General features: G+C 32.3%; 13 protein-coding genes. 9 read left to right on the top strand and 4 right to left on the bottom strand.

What is annotated here, in order from left to right; translation table 11 throughout:
* Positions 1-218 precede the first annotated feature (218 nt).
* The 7 genes from ACRD64_RS10315 to ACRD64_RS10285 are packed head-to-tail and all read left to right on the top strand — an operon-like array spanning position 219 to position 13,003.
* Complete coding sequence (locus ACRD64_RS10315) at positions 219-485, top strand: helix-turn-helix domain-containing protein (protein ID WP_430933261.1); 267 nt, start codon at positions 219-221, stop codon at positions 483-485.
* Complete coding sequence (gene dptF, locus ACRD64_RS10310) at positions 475-2,190, top strand: DNA phosphorothioation-dependent restriction protein DptF (protein WP_430933260.1); 1,716 nt, start codon at positions 475-477, stop codon at positions 2,188-2,190. Before ACRD64_RS10315 ends, dptF begins: the two co-directional genes overlap by 11 nt.
* Entirely contained in the window at positions 2,190-3,656 is a 1,467-nt protein-coding gene (gene dptG, locus ACRD64_RS10305) for a DNA phosphorothioation-dependent restriction protein DptG (protein WP_430933259.1), read from the top strand. Before dptF ends, dptG begins: the two co-directional genes overlap by 1 nt.
* Entirely contained in the window at positions 3,628-8,754 is a 5,127-nt protein-coding gene (gene dptH, locus ACRD64_RS10300; protein ID WP_430933258.1) for a DNA phosphorothioation-dependent restriction protein DptH, read from the top strand. The genes dptG and dptH overlap by 29 nt, the downstream gene beginning before the upstream one ends.
* 4 nt (positions 8,755-8,758) lie before the next feature.
* Positions 8,759-9,292, top strand: coding sequence for a hypothetical protein (locus ACRD64_RS10295; protein ID WP_430933257.1), 534 nt, complete (start codon positions 8,759-8,761; stop codon positions 9,290-9,292).
* Positions 9,273-10,493 carry a DGQHR domain-containing protein gene (locus ACRD64_RS10290; protein WP_430933256.1) on the top strand — a complete coding sequence of 407 codons (1,221 nt, stop codon included), beginning with the start codon at positions 9,273-9,275 and terminating at the stop codon, positions 10,491-10,493. The genes ACRD64_RS10295 and ACRD64_RS10290 overlap by 20 nt, the downstream gene beginning before the upstream one ends.
* Before the next feature lie 8 nt (positions 10,494-10,501).
* Positions 10,502-13,003 carry a type I restriction enzyme HsdR N-terminal domain-containing protein gene (locus ACRD64_RS10285; protein WP_430933255.1) on the top strand — a complete coding sequence of 834 codons (2,502 nt, stop codon included), beginning with the start codon at positions 10,502-10,504 and terminating at the stop codon, positions 13,001-13,003.
* A 36-nt stretch (positions 13,004-13,039) separates the two neighbouring features.
* Here ACRD64_RS10285 and ACRD64_RS10280 read toward each other — a convergent pair whose 3' ends face one another.
* The 4 genes from ACRD64_RS10280 to ACRD64_RS10265 are packed head-to-tail and all read right to left on the bottom strand — an operon-like array spanning position 13,040 to position 17,099.
* Complete coding sequence (locus tag ACRD64_RS10280) at positions 13,040-13,441, bottom strand: DndE family protein (protein ID WP_430933254.1); 402 nt, start codon at positions 13,439-13,441, stop codon at positions 13,040-13,042.
* Positions 13,431-15,515 (bottom strand): AAA family ATPase, encoded by a 2,085-nt coding sequence (locus ACRD64_RS10275; RefSeq protein ID WP_430933253.1) that lies wholly within the window; start codon positions 15,513-15,515, stop codon positions 13,431-13,433. The genes ACRD64_RS10280 and ACRD64_RS10275 overlap by 11 nt, the downstream gene beginning before the upstream one ends.
* Entirely contained in the window at positions 15,496-16,869 is a 1,374-nt protein-coding gene (gene dndC, locus ACRD64_RS10270) for a DNA phosphorothioation system sulfurtransferase DndC (RefSeq protein ID WP_430933252.1), read from the bottom strand. The genes ACRD64_RS10275 and dndC overlap by 20 nt, the downstream gene beginning before the upstream one ends.
* 2 nt (positions 16,870-16,871) lie before the next feature.
* Entirely contained in the window at positions 16,872-17,099 is a 228-nt protein-coding gene (locus tag ACRD64_RS10265; protein WP_430933250.1) for a helix-turn-helix transcriptional regulator, read from the bottom strand.
* A gap of 300 nt (positions 17,100-17,399) precedes the next feature.
* On the opposite strand from ACRD64_RS10265, the gene ACRD64_RS10260 reads away from it, so the two are divergent.
* Together ACRD64_RS10260 and ACRD64_RS10255 are read left to right on the top strand one after the other, a co-directional pair.
* Positions 17,400-19,892: a hypothetical protein gene (locus tag ACRD64_RS10260; RefSeq protein ID WP_430933249.1), complete on the top strand. Its 2,493-nt coding sequence runs from the start codon at positions 17,400-17,402 to the stop codon at positions 19,890-19,892.
* Between the two features lie 32 nt (positions 19,893-19,924).
* Positions 19,925-20,578, top strand: a complete 654-nt coding sequence (locus tag ACRD64_RS10255) for a hypothetical protein (RefSeq protein ID WP_430933248.1) — start codon at positions 19,925-19,927, stop codon at positions 20,576-20,578.
* The last annotated feature ends 28 nt before the right edge of the window (positions 20,579-20,606 follow it).

The raw sequence follows: 20,606 nt of genomic DNA, 5'->3' as shown, positions 1-20,606 counted from the left end.
CTATTTACTGTTTTTACATAGAATTGTAAATCTTTTTTTTAGTCTCCTTATCATATTGTAAGCCAAACGATGGAACTGTTTGCGTTTATTAATATTTCCATACGATATATGTAAGTGTGTATTTAATTTTGTTCTTCTAAAACAACTATGAATGCTTCAAATTAAAATACCGTTTATGAGCGGTACTATAAGAGCGGTATTTTTTTGATATTTACCTGATGAAAAATGAATTACCTATAGATGAAGAATTATTGTTTAAGTTAATAGGTACTCGACTAAAGCAGTTGAGAATCGAAAAAGGCTTTACTAATTATGAACATTTTGCCTACGATAATAGCATATCAAGAACTCAATATGGAAAATATGAAACAGGTAGTAATATCCAAATATTAACACTGTTCAAGATACTAAAAGGGCTAAATATATCATTTGAAGAATTCTTCTCACAAGGTTTTGATGAATTATTTAAAAAGAATGATGAATAACCCACTGAAAATAGAGTTTGAAAAACTTAGAGAATCGTCAAGACATGCTGTAATACAGGGAGATAATGATTCTCTTGATGAACTAAGAAAGTACCTTCATATTGAAAGGCCAGTAGAAAGGAATCTTGAAAGTCTAATTAAAGACTCTGCAAATCAATCAGGAGGTAAACTAATACTTGTTTGTGGTAATGTTGGAGATGGAAAATCTCATGTTTTATCTTATTTGAATCATAAAATAAAGAATGAAATCTCTTGCTTTAAGATTCATAATGATGCTACAGAAGCACATAAACCAAACGAAACGTCAATTGAAACATTAAGTCGAGTTCTATCTCCATTTTGTGATAACGAAATAGAAAATACTGAACACAAATTAATTCTCGCAATTAATCTAGGAACTCTTAACAACTTCTTGGATGAAAAAAAAGAAGACTTTCAATCTTTATATAAATATGTAGAAGACAATCAAATATTAAGCAGTGGTTTTGTCATTAATAATATTTCACAAAAATGCTTTAAACATGTGAATTTCACAGACTACCACATGTATTCACTAGCTAAATCACAACCAAAATCAGACATTCTTTCTTCTGTTTTTAATAAAATATTTTCTTCAAACCCCAATAATCTATTTTTCAAAGCATATCTAAAGCATAAGAAAAATATAGGGTCAGATTCAGAATGCCCTATCTTGTATAATTATGAGTTTTTATTAGATGATAATAATAAAGAACAATTAATAGACCTTATCATTCAAGCAATGGTTAAGACCAAAGAGATAATATCAATGAGGTCTATTTTAAACTTTATTTATGATATAATTATTCCTGTTGATTATTCATCTAGTTTGTACAATGGGAAGCTTAAAGAGAATTGTAAACGAAGTTTTTTTAATAACATACTCCCAAATTATATATTTGAGCATAAGACCATCTCATCTCTTTTATGGAATATTGGGAAGCTAGACCCATATCACTATAGAACATCGAAGTTAGACGAAATTGGAATTAACATCTACAATAGTGATGAACCAGTTAAATTTTTCATTGAAAATGGTTTGTTTGAAAGTGGTGATGTTATAGAAAACTCTATAAACGCACTAAAAAACAAAGATAAGGAACAAATTATTAAGCTTTTCACTAGATTGTCTTTTTTTCGCTCAAAGGACTTTGCTAAAGGAGATGAGTTTTTCTACAAGTATATGCAGCTACTATTCGATTGGAACAGAAATAATCTTGATGCTGTAAAGGCAATAAATAGGTTAACCGAAGAGTCAATTCGAAAATGGAATGGAGACTCTAAACAGGCTCAAAAAACAATAATAGATTTAGGAAAAAAGCAAACTAAATATAGAGTACTAAAGAAACTACAGCTTGAACCTATATTCAAAAAAAGCAATGAAAGTGACAAATCTGAACTAGATGTTTTTTTACCACAGTTTACTGTCACATTTAAGGATTCATCAGAAACCAATACTATAAATGTTGATTACGAGCTTTTTAAGTTATTTGAAAAAATTCAGAGGGGGTATCGTCCTAATAGACAAGACACCAATAACAATGTGAGTTTTGCAAATTTCACTAAAGAACTTGTGTCGCAGGAAAAAGTTTCTGAATTATGGATTGATGAAGTAAATATTGGAAAAGAGTCTGATTTTCTTTTAACAAAGGATAGTTATGGTGATTATAAATTTGTGAAACTATAATGGGTTTAGGAAATTTTAATATTGAAGAATTAAAGAAGAATAACCAGAGTGGTGATTCTTTTAAGCATACGACAGGAAACAAGGTAAAGGTTTTACCCTTTGTAACTAACAATAAGAATTTAAACTTATCTGACATTTCAGATTTTCATGGATTTATTGGGGACTGTATTCGTAAATCCAATAACCTTGATTTGCCCACTGAATATAAGAAAGCAGAAGACTACAAAGTGAAAATAAAAGACGACTTTGTAACAGAAGCTTGTAAGAAAACATCTGTAGAAAATGGTCAAAATGATTTTGAAAAAATTATTAATGAAATATTTATAGATGACGAAGGGCGTATAGTAAAGTTTAACCTACGTTCTTTACTCTATGCTAACTTTTCTACGAATAAACCTAGTACCTTATTATCTATATCTACATTCATTTACGAACTTTTTTACAACCATAATTCTATAAAAGAGCTATTACAGGTAAGTGATATTGGCAATAGTAATCCATTGTTTGATTTAGCGATAGACAGCCTACCAAAACTGGAACAAGCTGATGAAAACTCAAAGTTAGAGTACTCGATTGTAAAACCAGAAATCATCAAGCTTTTTAAAAAAGATATCGAGTTTCTTGCAACCGATAAGACTTTATTATTAAACTCAATTGAGGAAATAACTAAATATTACTATTTCTTTTATATTTCGCAGCTGGCTCTAGAATTTGATAGACATTTTAATGACTCAGATAGTATTACTCCGTTGTTCTATTCTTTAGAATGGGAAAGTATATCTAAGTCAAGGAAGACTAACTACCAAGGATGGGATTTCTTATCGAAAAAACTAGACAACTTATTTTCACACGCATGTTTTTTCGAGTTTGTTAATTATATAGATTTTGGAGATGGTAAAAACATCTCATCATATAAAGAGTTATCAAAAGCTATAAATGACATAGAACAAAAGGACAATTCATTACTTAGTGCAATTTCTGAGCTTAAAGATTACTATAAAAATATTGTTACTCAGATAAGCGATGGTTCTTGGGAAAAATGTCTTGATGAGCTATCTCTAAATACAGAATTCAATTCTATTGAGTCAGAAATAGTAAAAGAATTTTATTCGTTCTTTTATATGATAAATTATCAATTCAACCATGATAGGGGAAGTCGAAGAAGCGCCTTTATTAAGTATTCTAATTGGGCAAAATCATTTTGCACACACTCTTATATAAAAAATAGAGGAAGGCTTGGAGGTATTTTAACAATAAATCAAGAAACACTACTCTTAATAACTAGACTTTGTATTGGAAATAATGATAAAATCCGTTTAAAAGACTATTGGCTGGAGTTAGAAAAAAGAGGTATTTGTTTTGACCAAACTTCTAAAGGAATAATTATACAACTCTTTGAGAAAATTAACTTAATCGAGAAAAAAAGTGATAGTGGAGATGCACAATATGTCAAATCAACCATTTAAATATATATCAGAAAAGATTATTACCTATTTTCAACGTGAAGGTTTGAATGCTGGAGAAAGGTATAATTTATTTATTGAACATCAAGATAAGCTTGACTTTCAATATTCTTCATTAAAAGAAGTACCAGAAGAAAAAGTAAAAGAATTTGAATATTCGTACCCTGAAAGTGATGAGAGTTACGAAACGTTCATGATTAAAATTAATGATGTCAATCTAATTGTTTCAAAATCTTCTCCAGAGCATGCTACTGTCGACTATCTAACCATGTTAAGAAATAAGGTTGCAGAACAGGTTGACCCTAAATTTCAGAAGACAGCTATACTTATTCTTTTTAGTGGAAACCTCGATAGTATATTAGGCGGGTCAGGCAGTCTTTTAAAGGAAGGTATGCCTTTACATTCTAAAACATTTTTAGAAACTCTTGAAGAAGATATTAAAAGCTCTAATTGTAAGGAATATGAGAAGAAAATTTTAAATAAGGTTATAACCAGAACAGACTTCGAGAGAGATGATAATGAGTCAATTTACGAATTAGCCTCTGTTGTTAAGGCTATAACTAATAATTCTATTGACAGCAACTTGTATCCCGAATTTGGATTATTTCCCCACGATGAGCTTTATTCATTAGATAATATTAATGACATTCTGGATAAGAACTTTGATTTTTATGAAAAGATAGAGTATATATTTAAGTACGGAAATCCTGAATCTGAATTGGATAGACATGTTTCAGAGAAAGGAAAACGAACTTTAATAAAGGAAGATTGGCACACTCAAGATTTTTCTAATATAGAGAAATGGAAGAGTGATTTGGAGAACGTTACTCCTCCAACAATAGTTTCATGTAAAGGAGATGACTCATTAGGGATAACGATTTGGAAAAGATTTGATGGAGAATCAGTAGCAAAAAAAAGGAATAAGAATATCTTTATTTTCAATACTTCTGAAATTTACCCTATTGTTATTAATGTGGAATTTGACGTAAACATTAAACAAGCCAGTAAGCTTACTTCGAAAGGGGGAGGAATAAGCACAGACCTAACAGGAAAAAAACTCAAAGTCCTAATAGAAGAAGATGGAGACCTGTTTCGAAGTGTTACTTTATATGATTCCGAAACATCAAAGAAATATGAATTAAAATTTTGTGTGGTAAATTTTTCAGAATCATATTTAGAAGCTATTGAAGGTAATTTTATTATTAAAAAAGACCATATTCTAATAAGCTCATTTGATAAGATTGAGTTTAATAGTATTGGAACTGAAACCATACCTATTGAACTTGAAGAAGAAGGCAGTTACACCTTATATGATAATCAATGTATTGAACTTTCCAATGACATTTCTTCAGAAGAAGATTTAATTCCCTTTAGTCTAAAAATTGGTGATGATGTGCTATTTCTAAAAATGAAACAAGAAGTAGAGCCAATTACTAATATTTTAGGAATTAATGTTTGGAAAGATAAAAGAGAAAATAAAACCTCATTTAAACAAATATCTGAAGGGGATAAGTTTAAGCTACTATTTCAAAACAAAGAATATTCTCCGATAGGAGATTTTCGGAAATGCTTAAAGGCAGAGCAAAGTATAGTAAAAAGCAGGGCGTTAGCATGGCAGGAAGATTTGAGAGGAAAACTTACACCAATTAATTTAGATTTAAATAAAGAGATTGAAGATAAGTATCTTACTATTCTTGATTTTTACAAAAACAATTCAAGCTTACCCAGTTTGCAATATGTTAACGACAAGAACCTTTCACAGTTAATGAACGATTTTTTAAGTTGTTTTATTAATGAATTAGACTCGATTCCGGAAAGGAAGAATCTATCACAGAAACACAAGTCTCTATTTGAGATTGGAACTGTAAAAGAGCTTTATGAAGAAGAACGGATTAAGTTAACTCCGCTTCATCCCATAAATATGGCTTACCAATTATTATTGGAAGATAAAATTGGAGGTGAAGTTTTATATAAAGCAATTTTAAAAAGACTTAACTCCAATTCACTTTTACCATATTTAAAAGGTAACAAAGGAAAAGTATATACCGTTATCGACAACCCGAACATTCCAGAGTGGACATTTTATAGTACATATCTTAATTCAAAACTCGAAACCCCAAAAGAATTTGTCAAGCCTCTTATCAGGTCTAAGCTTAAAGAGTTTACAGAGAACTTTTCATACTTATTTTCAAAAACATCTGTAGCTCCATTAAAAATTAATTTAGTTAATCTTGGTGCATGCAAAGAGGTTGTTGAAGGAATTTTCGATTACTATCGGCAACAACTCAATAAGAGCAGGGACGAAATAAAGAATATTTTAGCTATCGATATTTCAATTTATGGTTCTGATAATATTGTAACTAAGTTTGAAGAAATATCATTTTATAACAATGTAAAAGAGCTTCAAAATATTTTTGATGTATCGTTTAATTTAAAACATCATGATTCGGATGAATTATTAAGTATTTTTCAAGAGAAGGTTCATTTCTATAAAAAAGAACTTCCAAAAGAAAACGAAGAATACGAATATGCCCACGTAACATTTCATCAATTTAACAGAGAAAAGATTAAAGATGTTCATTTAGAAATGTCTGGCTCAAAATCAGGAATTTCTCTATCAGGAATTTTGTCAGAAGTTCCATCCGTTAAAGATGGTAATATATATAAGACAGGTTTCGGAACACAAGAAATTAACGTTGATGAGAATGACTTAATCAATCTTACTCAGAAATATAATTCGTTGGCAAATTATGTTTCAGGTGATAATGCTTACTCTTCTGACATGTCAATTTTTACCACAATTAACATGTCTATGAAAGATGAGCTTGAAAAACTGTATAATTGCTCTCAGTGGGTGACTTTTATTGACCCAAAAGTTAATTTAGATTTCTTTAAAGCTCGAAAAGACTTAGTGATTGTTCATTATAGTGACCAATATACAAATACATCTGGTTTCGATGCGATAACTGTTACAAATAAGAGTAAGCAATACCAATTTATTGTAGAAGACTTTTTAAAAGAAAATTCCGTTGCCTCAGACAATGAAAAAACACTTCAAGTAATAAATCTATTTAATGCTATTAATGGTGATTGGCTTTTAAAGCTAATTTCTGCTAAAAGCCAATTCCCAAGAGAGAAAATAAGTATTTTATCTGGTATTAAAGCTGCCTTAAGTGTATTTCATCACCCTGATATTATTTGGGTTCCTATATCTATGGAGGAAATTCTTAGAATTTCTGGAGGTGCTGGATTAAATCAAGGCGATGGTCTATTTTCCGTGAAAAATCTAGGCAAATATGGCTCATATAGCGATGATTTACTTTTTATAGGTTTTGAGGAAAGAAGTGATAATATTATAACTCACTTCTACCCTATCGAACTGAAAATAGGTAATAAATCATTGAAGAAAAAAGGAGTTGACCAGGCTAAAAGCACAGCCCAATTATTAAATAAACATTTAACACAAGACACCTTTAAGAGCAGGTTTTACAAGAACTTCTTTGTAACTCAGGCTATAATAAATGCTGAAAAATTACTACTATACAATGTTGGGAATCTTGAAAACTGGAAGATTGTATCACAAAAATATCGAACTAAATTAAGAAACAAAGATATAATCATTGGGAATAGCCTTAAAGAGCACATTGGAGATTTTGCCGTTATTCATTTTGAAACGGACAACAAAATTAGGCAATATATAAAACATGAAGAACACATAAGCTTTACTCTATGCGAAGAAGATGGATATAAGTTTCTTGTCGAAGAAATAGATGAATTAATAAAGCTCTTTATTCATACTCAGAATTCATTAGAGCGAGATATTCTCTTACATAATGCTTATCAAGCAAAAAACAAATCTTCTAAAGCGAAGGAAAAACCTCTAGAAGTTCAAGAGAATAAAAGTAAAATTAAAACTGAGGTATCAGCTCAAGTAGAGACTACTCACAAACAAAACGGAGAGCTTAAAGTTTTGTTTGGTTCTGACTTAAACAATGGTAAAGAAGTAAATTGGTTTCCAACAAACACTGAAAAGGTAATGCATACCAATACGGGTATTATTGGTACAATGGGAACTGGTAAAACACAGTTTACAAAATCTCTAATTACTCAAATCCATTCAAATAGCTCCCTAAATGTTGACAGCAAGAAAATTGGTATATTAATTTTTGATTACAAAGGGGATTATATTAAGGATGATTTTGTAAATGCTACAGGTGCAAAAGTATACACCCTATACCACTTACCTTATAACCCATTAAGTTTAGATGTTGGAGAGAATCCAAAACCAATGTTGCCCATGCATGTTGCAAATAATATAAAGGAAACAATCTCAAAAGCTTTTGGGTTGGGTAATGTGCAGCAGCAAAGGTTAAAAAGTCTGATTACAGAAGCATATAGTGATAAGGGAATAATTAAAAACAAACCTGATACATGGGGAAATCCAGCTCCAACTATCCAAGATATATGTGATGCCTACTTTGCAGATGAAAATTCTACCCAAGACAGCCTATATGCAGCACTGTCTAGTTTAGCTGATTTTGAAATATTTGAGCCAAATACTACAAAAACGAAGTCGTTATATTCATTAATCGAAGGTGTTACTGTTATAAACCTTAATGGTTATACTCCTGACATTCAGAACTTAGTTGTTGCAATTACCCTCGACCTATTCTATAATCAAATGCAGAATCATGGTCATAGTAAAATCCAAGGGGATTACAGACAGCTAACAAAAATTATTCTTGTTGATGAAGCTGACAATTTCTTAAGTAAAGGGTTTAAATCAATTAAGAACATATTAAAGGAAGGGCGTGAATATGGCGTTGGCACTGTTTTATCAACCCAATTCTTGAATCATTTCTCAACTTCGGATAATGATTATTCTAATTATATTCTGACGTGGATAATTCACAGAGTAAATGAGATTAAAATAAAAGAAGTTGATTCTTTATTCTCCATTCAATCTAAGGAGCAGAAAGAGAATTTAGCTAACACAATTAAGAAGTTAGAGAAACATTGCAGTATTGTAAATCTTGCAGGAAGTTCTCCTATAATGATTAAGGATAAAGCTTTTTGGGAGTTATTAAATGATAATAATTAATAGAATGAGCGATATTTCAAAATGGAAATTGTTAAAACAGTTTATTGAATACAAAATTAAGGAGCCATGGAAGCACCCCAGCTATGTGATTTATTTCTTTATTGTAATAGTAATTCTAGGTTCAATAGGATTTCACTATGAGTTGTTTCAATGTCCAATTGACATAGAAGGCATTACTATAAATGCTGCAAATATTTTTGTCGCATTGATAGCCAGCTCAACCATAGAGTTAATGTTAGTAAGAGGTAAAGATGAAAAGTTCTCTCCAATTAGGACAGATATTCAAGTGTTCGCAATTTCTATTTTAATAATTGGATTTATTCTTTGGTCGATAATTATCAATCACAAAGAGGAATACCTCGGTTTAATACTAAGCATATTGGGATTATTATTAGCCTACTTTACTTGGTGGATATCAAATGCAGACAATCAAAAGATAATTGGTAATGTGAATGCGGATAAAACTATTGGGGGAAATCAGGGAGAAATTAAAAAGGAAGTACTAAAAGGAGATACAGATGGATTCAAGACAGAATAATATGTATAAATTTCAAGTGTTAGAAGTAAAACAACCTTTTGGTATTTTTTATATAACCAAGATAAACGCCTATGATTTACTTCAAATTGTAGAGACAGACCCATACAGAGTTGATTCAACTGGAAATCATACAGGTATCCAAAGAGCTGTGGATGAAAAAAGGTTATCAGTGATTGCAGAATATCTAAAAGGAGTTGAGAGTTCAATGCCTAATTCAATAATCATTGGAGGGAATATAATTGATGATGAAAAACTTAGGTGGGAAATTAAGGTAGAGGGTGACAACAAGTATATCAATGCTCCAATGGAAGTTAAAAATGGAGTTATTATTGATGGACAGCATCGTTTAAAAGCGTTTGAACATGTTTCAGTCGAGAAACAAAAAGAATACGAATTACTCTGCTCAATATATTTAGACCTTCCTAATCCATATCAAGCATACATATTTGCAACTATTAATATGAATCAAAAGACTGTTGATAAAAGTCTTGCATATGATTTATATGGCTATAATCTAGATGAAGAAAAGGATGAAAGCTGGTCTCCAGAAAAGGTTGCAGTATATCTATCTAGAACGCTAAATTTTGATAAGGATTCAGTTTTCTATAATCATATAACTACTGCTGCTGAAAATGATGATGTTTTATTTGAAACTTTACCCAAATATCAAAAATGGAATATTTCCACTGCATCAATCGTAAGGGGTATTCTAACTTTAATATCCTCTAATCCACAAAGAGATAGGGATGCTTTACAGCAAAAAACAACAAAAGAAAGAAATCGTTCTGTATTAAGTGACGAAAAAGATAGCACACCATTAAGACAGTATTACCTCTTAAATAATGATAAACTTATTTATACGATTGTTGCGAACTTTTTTAAGGCTGCTCATGACTGTTTATATAAAGATGGTAGTTATATTTTTAAAACAATAGGAATTCAATCTTTGTTTTCTTTGCTAAAAAAGGTTCTTATTGAAAAGTTAGAGAAAGATAAAGACATCAGTACTTCTTACTATAAAAGCATTCTTGAAAAGTGTAAAGACATTGATTTTTCTGATAACTTTTTTACGGCATCTGGTATTGGTAAGACTCGAATTACCAATACTCTTTTAATAAAAAATGGCTTTATGGAAATAGGAAGTATAAGGAAAGAAGAAGATATTCCAGAGTATAATAGATTGTTGCAAATCAATAATTAATTTCATTGATGTATCAAAGTATTACCTATAATGACTTAGACTCTGAAGAAGACCTACGAACTAAAATTGTTTATAATTGGTTATTGGATAAAGGGATTAATGAAAAGGAAATATCTCTTGAAAAAACATTTACAATACTATTAGGTAAAGGGAAGAAAACAATATCTGGTAGAAGCGATATTCTAGTGCGTAAAAGTAATGGGATAAACCTATTTGTCATTGAAGTAAAAAAAGTAGAGCATAAACTTAATGAAGATGATAAACGGCAAGCGATATCTTATGCTACAGCATTGGACGGAGGTATTGCTCCCTTTACAATTTTAACTAATGGAAAAGAATCAAGGATATACGATTCTGTTACGAAAGAACTAATTTCAAATAAATCTATCCCAATAAATCACCCATATATAATTAATGGATTCAAACCATCTGGTGATTTTCTTTCTGCAAGAATTGAGGCACTTGAATATCTGATTTCATTATCAAAAGAAAATCTCATTACTTTCTGTAAAGGTCAGGTCTCTTTCAGAATGCGTAAACTTAAAAGCACAGATATTCATAGTGAAAGAAAATATATCCCTCAATTATATATTGACCGAAAAAATGAATCCAAGAAACTAAAAAAACACTTATTTGAAAATGGTAATGATTTAGTCCTAGTTACATCCCCACCTCAAAATGGAAAAACTTGTTTTTTATGTAATACTGTAGAAAATTATTTAAATGAAAATATTGCATGTCTTTTTTATCCAGCTAATGAACTAAGAGGTGGATTACTTAATACAATCAAAGAAGATTTTAATTGGATACAAAATAGTGACGATTCACCATTACATATCATCAATAGGTTAGAAAGAATTCTACGAGACACTAACCAAAAACTACTTTTATTCATTGATGGGTGGAACGAATTAAATCAAGATATTGCATTACAATTAAATGAAGAGTGCTGTAGGCTAGAAAATAGAAATATAAAAATAATTCTTAGTTGCACTTCCTTTTCTGTAAGAAGATTATTATTTGACAATAATTCTAATCCTGAATATATCTCAGATAGAACAGGGATTGATAAAAAAAGAGCGGATATTTTATATGTTAGAAAGCTTAATTCAGATAAAGGAGCACATGTCCAGCTTGATGATTTTGACTCAGGTTCCTTACATTGGAAAGCAAGAAAAATCTATGAAGCTGAATATAATACCAAAATACCTGTAGATGATTTACTTCGAAATCCATTTTATTTAAGGTTATTCGCTGAAATTTACACAAACAGACAAGATGTTGTTCAAGTTGATAACTCTGTCTTAATTAAGAAAAGTATTATCTCAAAAGCTATCCGTGCAGGGATTAAAGAAATTGAAGCCCTGTCTGTTTTAGGGAATCTTGCTTCATATGCCTTTGAAAATGGAGCTCCTATTGACATTAGCCAACTAAATAAACTACCAGGAAATATTGATACTGAAAAGTATGAAGACGCTGGACTTTTAATATTTGGTAATCCAAAAATGGATACCTATGAAATAAATTTCTATTATACAATTGATAGGAATTATATGATTTCGATTATTCATAGAAAATGGCATAACTTATTTTCTATAAAAAAAAGCATGACCGACATAAATGCTGAACTAGAAAAATGTTGTAAAAATGAATGTTCTTTAGAAGCATTAAAATGGTTTTTATCTTGTCCTGAATACATAGAAAACCTAAAGTATCTGTATGACAATCATATTGATAAACTACAATATCCAAATGTTATATCAATAATTAAATATTCTATCATACAAAATGCAGAACTAATCGAATTAGATTGGTTAAGATTGCATATAAGTGAACTAAAACCTGAAATAATACAAGCATTCGTAAAGAATTATTTAAGCTACGATATAGAAGAATCAGAAGAGTTTATTCATTGGTTTATTACATTAATTAAAATTGATAAATCATTAGCTGACGATAAGGAAGAGTCCGAAACATATAGCTTGTTTTATGATTATTATGGAGAGGAATTAAAGCAACTTGCTTATGAAGGAGACTTGGCAAAATTAGAAAGACTACTCCAAGATTCATTAATAACTGCTATTAAAAACAACGACAATGTTTACCTTAATATATTTGATATATATTCAAATATTTTTTTAAAGGGTTTTGTTGAATTCCTCATATCTATAAAAAATGAGCTTAGCAAAGAGCTTGTATTGGAAATGCAGAGTTCATTAGCTGCTGTTTATGACGAATATAGAGAACAATATTATGGAGGATGGTGCCCAGGAGCATTTCAGGGAGATGATGATATTGGTGATGAGTTTTTCGTAAGGTCGTTATCAGAATTACGCCCCTGTTTAGAAGGATTGCTATATCTATCTTCTGTTGGAGAGAATAATGATTTAAGGTGTTGTACACAAAGATTATATGAAAATTTAATGTATTATGCTGACTGCTCAATTGACGAAGTTCAGCGTGCATCTGCTTTCGGGGATCCTAATCAATTAAAACTCCCCTTTGAATAGGATTAATGTATTATTCTCTTTACAGATAGCCTTTGGCTAATTCGTTACCAAGTCGTTTAACCCTCCTTCAATTTTGTCAATAACATACTCAAACCCATTCAAGTTTGGATTTGAATCAAGTTCTTTCTGAATTAGTTCAAGCCCATCATCTATGTGGAGTTTTACGTACTTAGGCAAATCTTTATCTGTTTTGTATAGGTTGTAGTGGGTAGATAGTAAGGCGATATAAAATGAATAATTATCACCAAACAAGACTCCTCTACTGTACTCTTTTCCACCAGAATCTTTAAGGTCTGCTATTTTGAGCTGTTTTTCCTTAGATAAAGAATATGTAAATGCAATTCTAGCAATTATGTTCTCTGTACCTAAGTTTAACTTTCTTGTTAAATTAGCTACAACTTCACGGTTCTCTTTTGATGTCTTTATATTAGCAAACATTACTTCTTTCTAATTTTAATTCGTTAAATAATTCATCTGGATTAACAGACTCAATTCGAGACCTATTATTCTGATTCTTTATTCTGTAAACTTTATCCACTCTAGCTTTTAACATCTCATATTCTTCTTCCGTTAGCTCCTTTTCGAGTAAAGGGAAGAGAATTACTTGTTTTGATACGGTTGGGTAGAAATATGTAATAATATTATTTGAGTGATTCTTATCAAACTTCTGCAAAGGGCTATCAATAAATACAGGAAATTCAATCCCTGATTCTTCAACAAGAGCTTTCAAAACAGCTGTTGCATACAGTTGCTGCTCTCCTTTAGAAAGGCTTTCTTTATTGATGTACTTCCCATCTTCATTTATCAATAAAATATCAATAATCTCATTATTAACAACAACCTCACAATCGTTTACAAAATTATTTTTGTGCATTAACTTGTATAAGGCATTTCTGATTCTCATTTCAAACAATCCTATCTTTTCTTTCTTAAACCTTAAGATAAACTCGTTTAGCTCTTTTATTAAGCGTTGAGTTGTGTCATCCTTCTTATCATCAATATCGTCTAACTTGACCTTCTTTAGAAGTTCCGACAAAACCTTATGTTTATTTGCTAATTCAGACTTGTATGCTCCATTTTCTTCAGTAAGTGCGAGAATTCTAGTTTCACTATTATTTATTCCTTCGATGATTAAACTTCGTTCATTTTTGTATTTCTGTGTAACCAAATCAGAATCTTTGGACTCTGATTGCTGAATCTTTCGCAATACTCGGTTGAAGCTATTTCTGTTGTTCTTTTCCTCTTGAACAATGTTTTCAAATTGGATTTTATAAGCACTTTTTAAATTATTATAAATCGCCTTAAAAGAATTTGCTTGCTGGCTTTCAAAGTCCAAAAGAATAGGAGATTCAGATTCATTCAATTTTTTTGTACTTCTAGCAAATTCTTCTTCCAGTATTTTTATAAAGTCATTTCGACTGCCTTTATCCTTTATCTCTAATGAAATTCTGGACTTTAAAGCATCTTGAACTTTCTTGATTTGAGAACTAATTAATTCGTCATTTTTATTCTGATTGCTAATCTCATTATCTAACTGCATAATTGTTTGGTGCAGTTTATTTCCAGCAATTGCAAAAGGAGCTAGTTCCAATAAATCTTTCAATTTAGCCTTTATTTCTTGCCCCTCCTTTTGTATCCTTTCTCTGTCTTTTTTTAATTCTTTTAGCTCTTCTACTGTAATGCTATTACCTTCTCGAATTAATTTTTCTTGAATTTGGTCGCTTTTAGTTCGTTTTTCCGCCAAGTCATCATGTAAATCCTCAATTTCTTTTTTGTTGTATGTAACTAAGTTCTCAAGTTTATCAATCTCAACTTGTAATTCCTTAATCTTTTCTTTCTCCTTAATGTCCGCTGATTTTCGCTTCATTTTTGAGCGAACATTTTCCAGATTGTATTTTAAGGTCTCGTATTTTTTAATCCCAAGAATATCTGAAAAAGCGATACTAAGTTGTTTCTTTTCTGAAAGTGTTTTTATCTCTGCTAGATTAACAATTTTTTCAGCATCAAAGAAAAAGAACTTCGCTATTTCTCTAGGGAGTATAAAATCATTTATAAAAATATCAGCTCCAACTTGATTGGCTAATTCATTTACAAATCCATCAATAAGGATTGTTGTTTCTTCTGTTGCACTGTTAACAAAATACTCTCTTCTTATTGTAATGTTTGAACAAGGGACTGATGGTATATAAATATCAGTTAGGTTTACTTCAACAAAAAAGTTTGTTTTATCATCACTTTCTTCAGCAAGAGTATATTTATTCATTAAAGCTTTAGCATACTCTTTATATCCACCAACTTCATATATCTGCTTCTTGTATGTTTCTTCTACTTCAGCAATCATTCTACCATACATTACCCAAGATAGAGCTGTAAGGAAACTTGTTTTTCCAAAACCATTCTGCCCAGCAATTATTGAGATATTTGCATCTTCATTTGAAGAATCTCCGAAAGAAATAGAATGGTTTCCTTGGTAAACTCTAAAGTCTTTTATTTTAACCTCTGCTATTCTCATTTTCTTTCTCTTTGGCGATTACAAATTTCTCAATTGTATTTTCAATGTCATTTTGAATACCATATTTTGACAACATTAAAGTCTTGCTACTTTGAATAGAAACAAGGTTTTCTATAAGTTTGATGTCACCCTCATTTTCTTTACACACATCTTGCATGACCTTATCTTCAAGCTTTTTAGAATCCAGTTGCCTTTCGACCATTATGTCTCGTCCATAAACTTTGGCGAAAATTTCACCAACTTTAAAATCGAAGATTCCATCTCTATACCAGATAACCTGAATTGCTATTAATTCTTGGTTGGTAATTAATTCAAGCTTATCTTCAATTTTTTGCAAATCTCTTTGAATCTCTAAAAGTTCCCGTAAAGCCTTGGCTCTATATTCTGGCGTATAATTACCTTGGTGTTGACCTTCTTCCGTTACCGCTAATTGTCCATTTCGTCTATACCTAGACCTGTTCTTGTTGATATTTCTATTTTTAGCTAAATCATTCCTGTAGTTATATAATGGTGTTAACCAATCTTCACCATTATTTATTAAAGCTGACATAGATTTATCTACCTTTACCACAGTACAAGTCCAACACCCAAAACGACTTTGCCCACAAGTTCTGTGTTTATCATCAGTAACTACAGTTGGACACTCATAATCATCAGCACTTGCATTTGCATAAATATTATATAATACTTTATTATCAAATCCCCAAGGTGATGGAATAGTATTAATAACGTACCAAACTTCTTCCAGCATTAATTCTTTTATTGGACTGTAAACAAAAGTGTTGTTATGCAAAGGATGCTTAGTCAACCTTTTGCCTTTAATTTCATGCTTCTGAATAGACCTTGCTCTTGTTGCACTTTCTCCATATCTAGTGCCAATTAATATTATTGCCTCTCCATTCCCATCGAGTTGCTCAGTAATAAAATCAGAGGTAGGCTTTATCTTAAGCTTTTCTGTACACCACCTAAAACTATTATTAGGAACTGGGTAACCTTTTCCTAATACATTTACCCAAAATGAGTTTTCTAATTTAGGAATAGTCTTTTTTACAAAAATTGGAAGACCTTCATTCCTTGCAGAGTCTTCGATTTTTGCTAAAACATTATTAACGTAAAACTCAATTATGGGATTTTCAACCATCGTATCGTTACAAATAACGTACACAGGTCTTTTAAGTTGAAATGGTATATCAGATGATTTTTTAATCTTTTGTAATGCTAGCCATACAAATGTTAATAACACTGTTGAGTCTTTCCCTCCACTAAATCCAATTATCCATGGTCTATTACTGGTGTCAGCATAAGCATACTGGTCAACTAACTCATCTATTATATTTTCAAAACGTTGATTCATAATTATATCTCGTTGTTTTCTTTAATTCTTGTTGGAACAAATAACTCTCTAATATCTATATTTAACAATTCTGCTATCTGGTGAAATGTTTCTACAGAAGGTTGCATGTCATTTGTACACCATCTGGAAACTGTTGACTTATCTTTGCATAATTGTTCAGCTAACCACTTTGCCGATTTGTCATATTCAGCAAGAACTGGTTTTATCCTATTTAACTTCTGTTTAGACATTCACTTCTAATTTCTTTAATCGCTTACTAAGTTTCGTTTTGCGCAAATATAATTGTAATTAACGTAAAATGCAGTTGATTTATTATGAACTTGCTAACAAAACTCTTTTAATAACTTTTCCTGAATCAACTTTTTGAAGTAATAAGATATAGCATACAGTTGCACCAAACTATTCCTCTAAAATGTAAAAAAAGTTTGCTCACATCTTTTAATAATTTTCATTAAACACTTACAAATACCTACAAGGAGCTTTATTCTCCAACATTCCAACCTCCAACCTACTATATGTTTGTTTCCATTATGGAAGCAAGCGCAAAGAAAATACTAGGCACATTAGCAGCAGTTGCAGCAGTTGGTGGAGGTTTCTACCTCATTAAGAAAGGCAAAAAGCTTCTAGCCGGGGCAAAAATGAACTTTGCCCTCTTGGGATTCCGCATCCACAAGATGAACTTGCAAGAAGTTCAATTTGCTGTAAAGCTTCGCTGCTACAACCCCACAAAAGCACCCATCACATTAGCTGTTAACCAGGTAGTGGCAAACTACAAAGGTTCGGCAATCGCTTATTCCACCCCCGACATTAAAGGTCTTACTATTGCAGCAGGCAAAACACAAGAGCCTGAAATCGTTTTTCAAGTGCCATACCTGAACCTAATGGGTAAAGGACTTACGCTCTCCGTGCTTTCCAATACAGAGCAGTTAAAAAAGGACATGACTTTTACCATGACCATCAGCGTTAATGGCGAAACGCTTACCACAACGCAATCATTATCAGAGGACGAAAATATGAACGGATTAGCATTGGGCGAATTGGGCATTGTATCTGGCCCACGAAATACCCAAAACGGAAAGAAGTTCAACCACCTTATAAAAAAGGCAAATGGACAGGATACATTCATCAAAAACGGTAACGTCATTGAAACAGTTGAAAACTGTATAGATACAATTGGCTCACACTATAGAGAGGTCGAAGAACTAGCAAGTTTACTTAAAAGCGATACGCTCAAAGATACTTGTCGTAACATCTTTAATTTTTCATATACTTATTTGCAATACCATAAAGACGATGACGGAACGGAACAGCTTCGTACCCCTTCTCGCTCTTGGTTAGATGGTCAAATCAAGTTCAAACAAAAAGGCAGAAAAAATGCCGGGATTGACTGTGACGATTACAGCATTTTTGTGGGGTCATTATTAAAGTGTTTAGGTATTCCTTTCAAGCTCCGCATTACCAAATACGATGGAAAGAAAAACTTTCAGCACATCTATGTAATTGTTCCTGCCATTGGTGATTCAGAGAATGAAATAGTCATTGACCCTGTGTTATCAAAGTTCGATTATCAAAAGCCATACAGCTTTGAAAGGTCTGACTTTGATATGTCTCCGCTTCAATTGGCAGGGCTTAGAGGCATTGACGGTTTAACAGGAACTAGCGCATTAGGTTTACCAATATCAGTTTTGTCAGGTATTGATTTAGCTGGCGGTCATCAGGCACAAGTCGACCATGAAGAACTCATTGCTATTGTTTCAGGTGTTGACTTTGATGAAGCAATAAATGGATTAGGCGATGCAGACGATGCTACTTATCGCTATTTAGTTCGTACCCGGAATTTCTTACTAAAGAATAAGGATAACAAGGGTAAAATGGCTCATATCCAAAACCCTGACCAATTCATATCCATGTTGGACCAGGCAATCAAGTTTTGGAATACACCTAAGCGTGATGCGGTATTAGAAAAGCTATCGGATATTGAAGAAAAGCTTGCTGAAAATGGATTGATAAAATACGATTCAGAAGCTATTCAAGGCTTGGCTGAATTGGATGAGATAGATGATGAAATTGACGGATTAGGTCGAAGAAAAAGACGTAGAGGAAGATTCTTCAAGGCATTAAGAAGAGTTGGGAAAGGTATCAAGAAAGCTGCCAAAAAGGTCGGTAAAGTAGCGAAGAAAGTAGTTAAAGCTATAATCAGGTTTAATCCTTTGTCCATTGCAATAAGAGGTGGTTTATTGGCTGCTTTGCGTTTAAATATGTTCGGTATTGCTAAGAAAATGCAATATGCCTATTTGCCCGATAACCTCGCAAGCAAATACAATATTGACCCTGCCAAACTAAGAAAAATCAAGAAAGTACATGGGAAGGTAAGAAAGCTGTTCAACGGTTTGCAAGGCAAAGAAAAGAACCTAAGAAAAGCCATTATCAAAGGAGCAAAACAGAAAAGCTCTGATTTCTCCCTAAAAGGAATGGATGGTGTATTGGGCGACTTACAAGCCTTAGAATCTATGGGAGATTTAGCAGAGTTGGGAACTTTGGGTGCAGTTGCTACCGCAGCCTCAGTAACGGCTGCAAGTGGTGTATTGGCTAAAATTGGTAGCTGGTTAAAACCTATCAAAAACATCTTTTCAAAGGTTAAAAACAAGTTCAAGAAGAAAGCTCCTGCACTTCCTGCACCATCACAGTTTACAGAACAACAAGCAAGCAATACACAGGCTTACGCTCCACCTACAAATAGTATAATGCCTCAATCCAACAATACTATTCCACAACCGAGTTATTCGCCACAGCCAATAATGAAGTCCGGGAATTATACGCCACAAGCTACAGCTCCGACTTCAATGGTTACAGCTCCAAAGAAAGGCATGAGCAAGGGTGCAAAAATAGGAATTGGATTAGGTGTTGCTGCACTTCTTGGTACAGGCGCATATTTTGCATTTCGCAAAAAGGATGATAAGCCCAAGAAACGAAGCTCAAAAGCCACCTCCAAACAGGATTTAGGAAGTATAGCACTTCAATAAACAATAGATAATCATTAATTAAAATTTGAAACATGGCAGTTAAAAGAACAACGTCAGGTGGTGGTACCAGAGCCACCAAAATTGACTTTATGAAAGCTACCAACAACATAGGCAAGCCTATTGCTGCCGTGGCAGGGTTTGCAGTTGGTAAGTACGCTTTAAAGAAGTTAGAAAAGAGCCAAACAGTAAGCGGACTATTGGGCAACGATATGAAAACGTACATCGTTCCAGCAGCCGTTACAATGGGCGGTCTTATTGGTACTCAGTTTACCAAAAACGAATATGTTAAGTTAGGCTTAGTAGGTGCAGCAGGTGCAGGTGTCGAATCCATTATCAAAAAAGCCACAGGTAAAACCATTCTACAAGGATTAGAGGGCATTATCGGCGATGAAGAGGATTATGATGAGATGGATGGACTGCAAGCCCTAAATCCTATCACACAAGCTTTACCAGCAGCCGATATTGACATCGAGCGAGAAATACAAGCTTCTGTATCAGGTGCAGCCTCTGACTTTTCAATGAGTGATGACCCTATCGGTAATGCAGCAGCGGATTACGCCATGAGCGATGACCCTATTGGTACAGCAGATTATTCCGATGATGACGAACCTGTTGGGAAGATAAAAGAGATTGACCCCGACAGTATGGATTTTGACGTGTTTGCCGGGGACATGATGGCATCCTAACCACACTTAAATGTAACTATCAATTTAT

Origin of the sequence: Saccharicrinis sp. 156, assembly GCF_050589685.1 — a bacterium.
Lineage (GTDB): Bacteria > Bacteroidota > Bacteroidia > Bacteroidales > Marinilabiliaceae > Saccharicrinis.
This window is presented reverse-complemented; position numbering and strand designations above follow the sequence as displayed.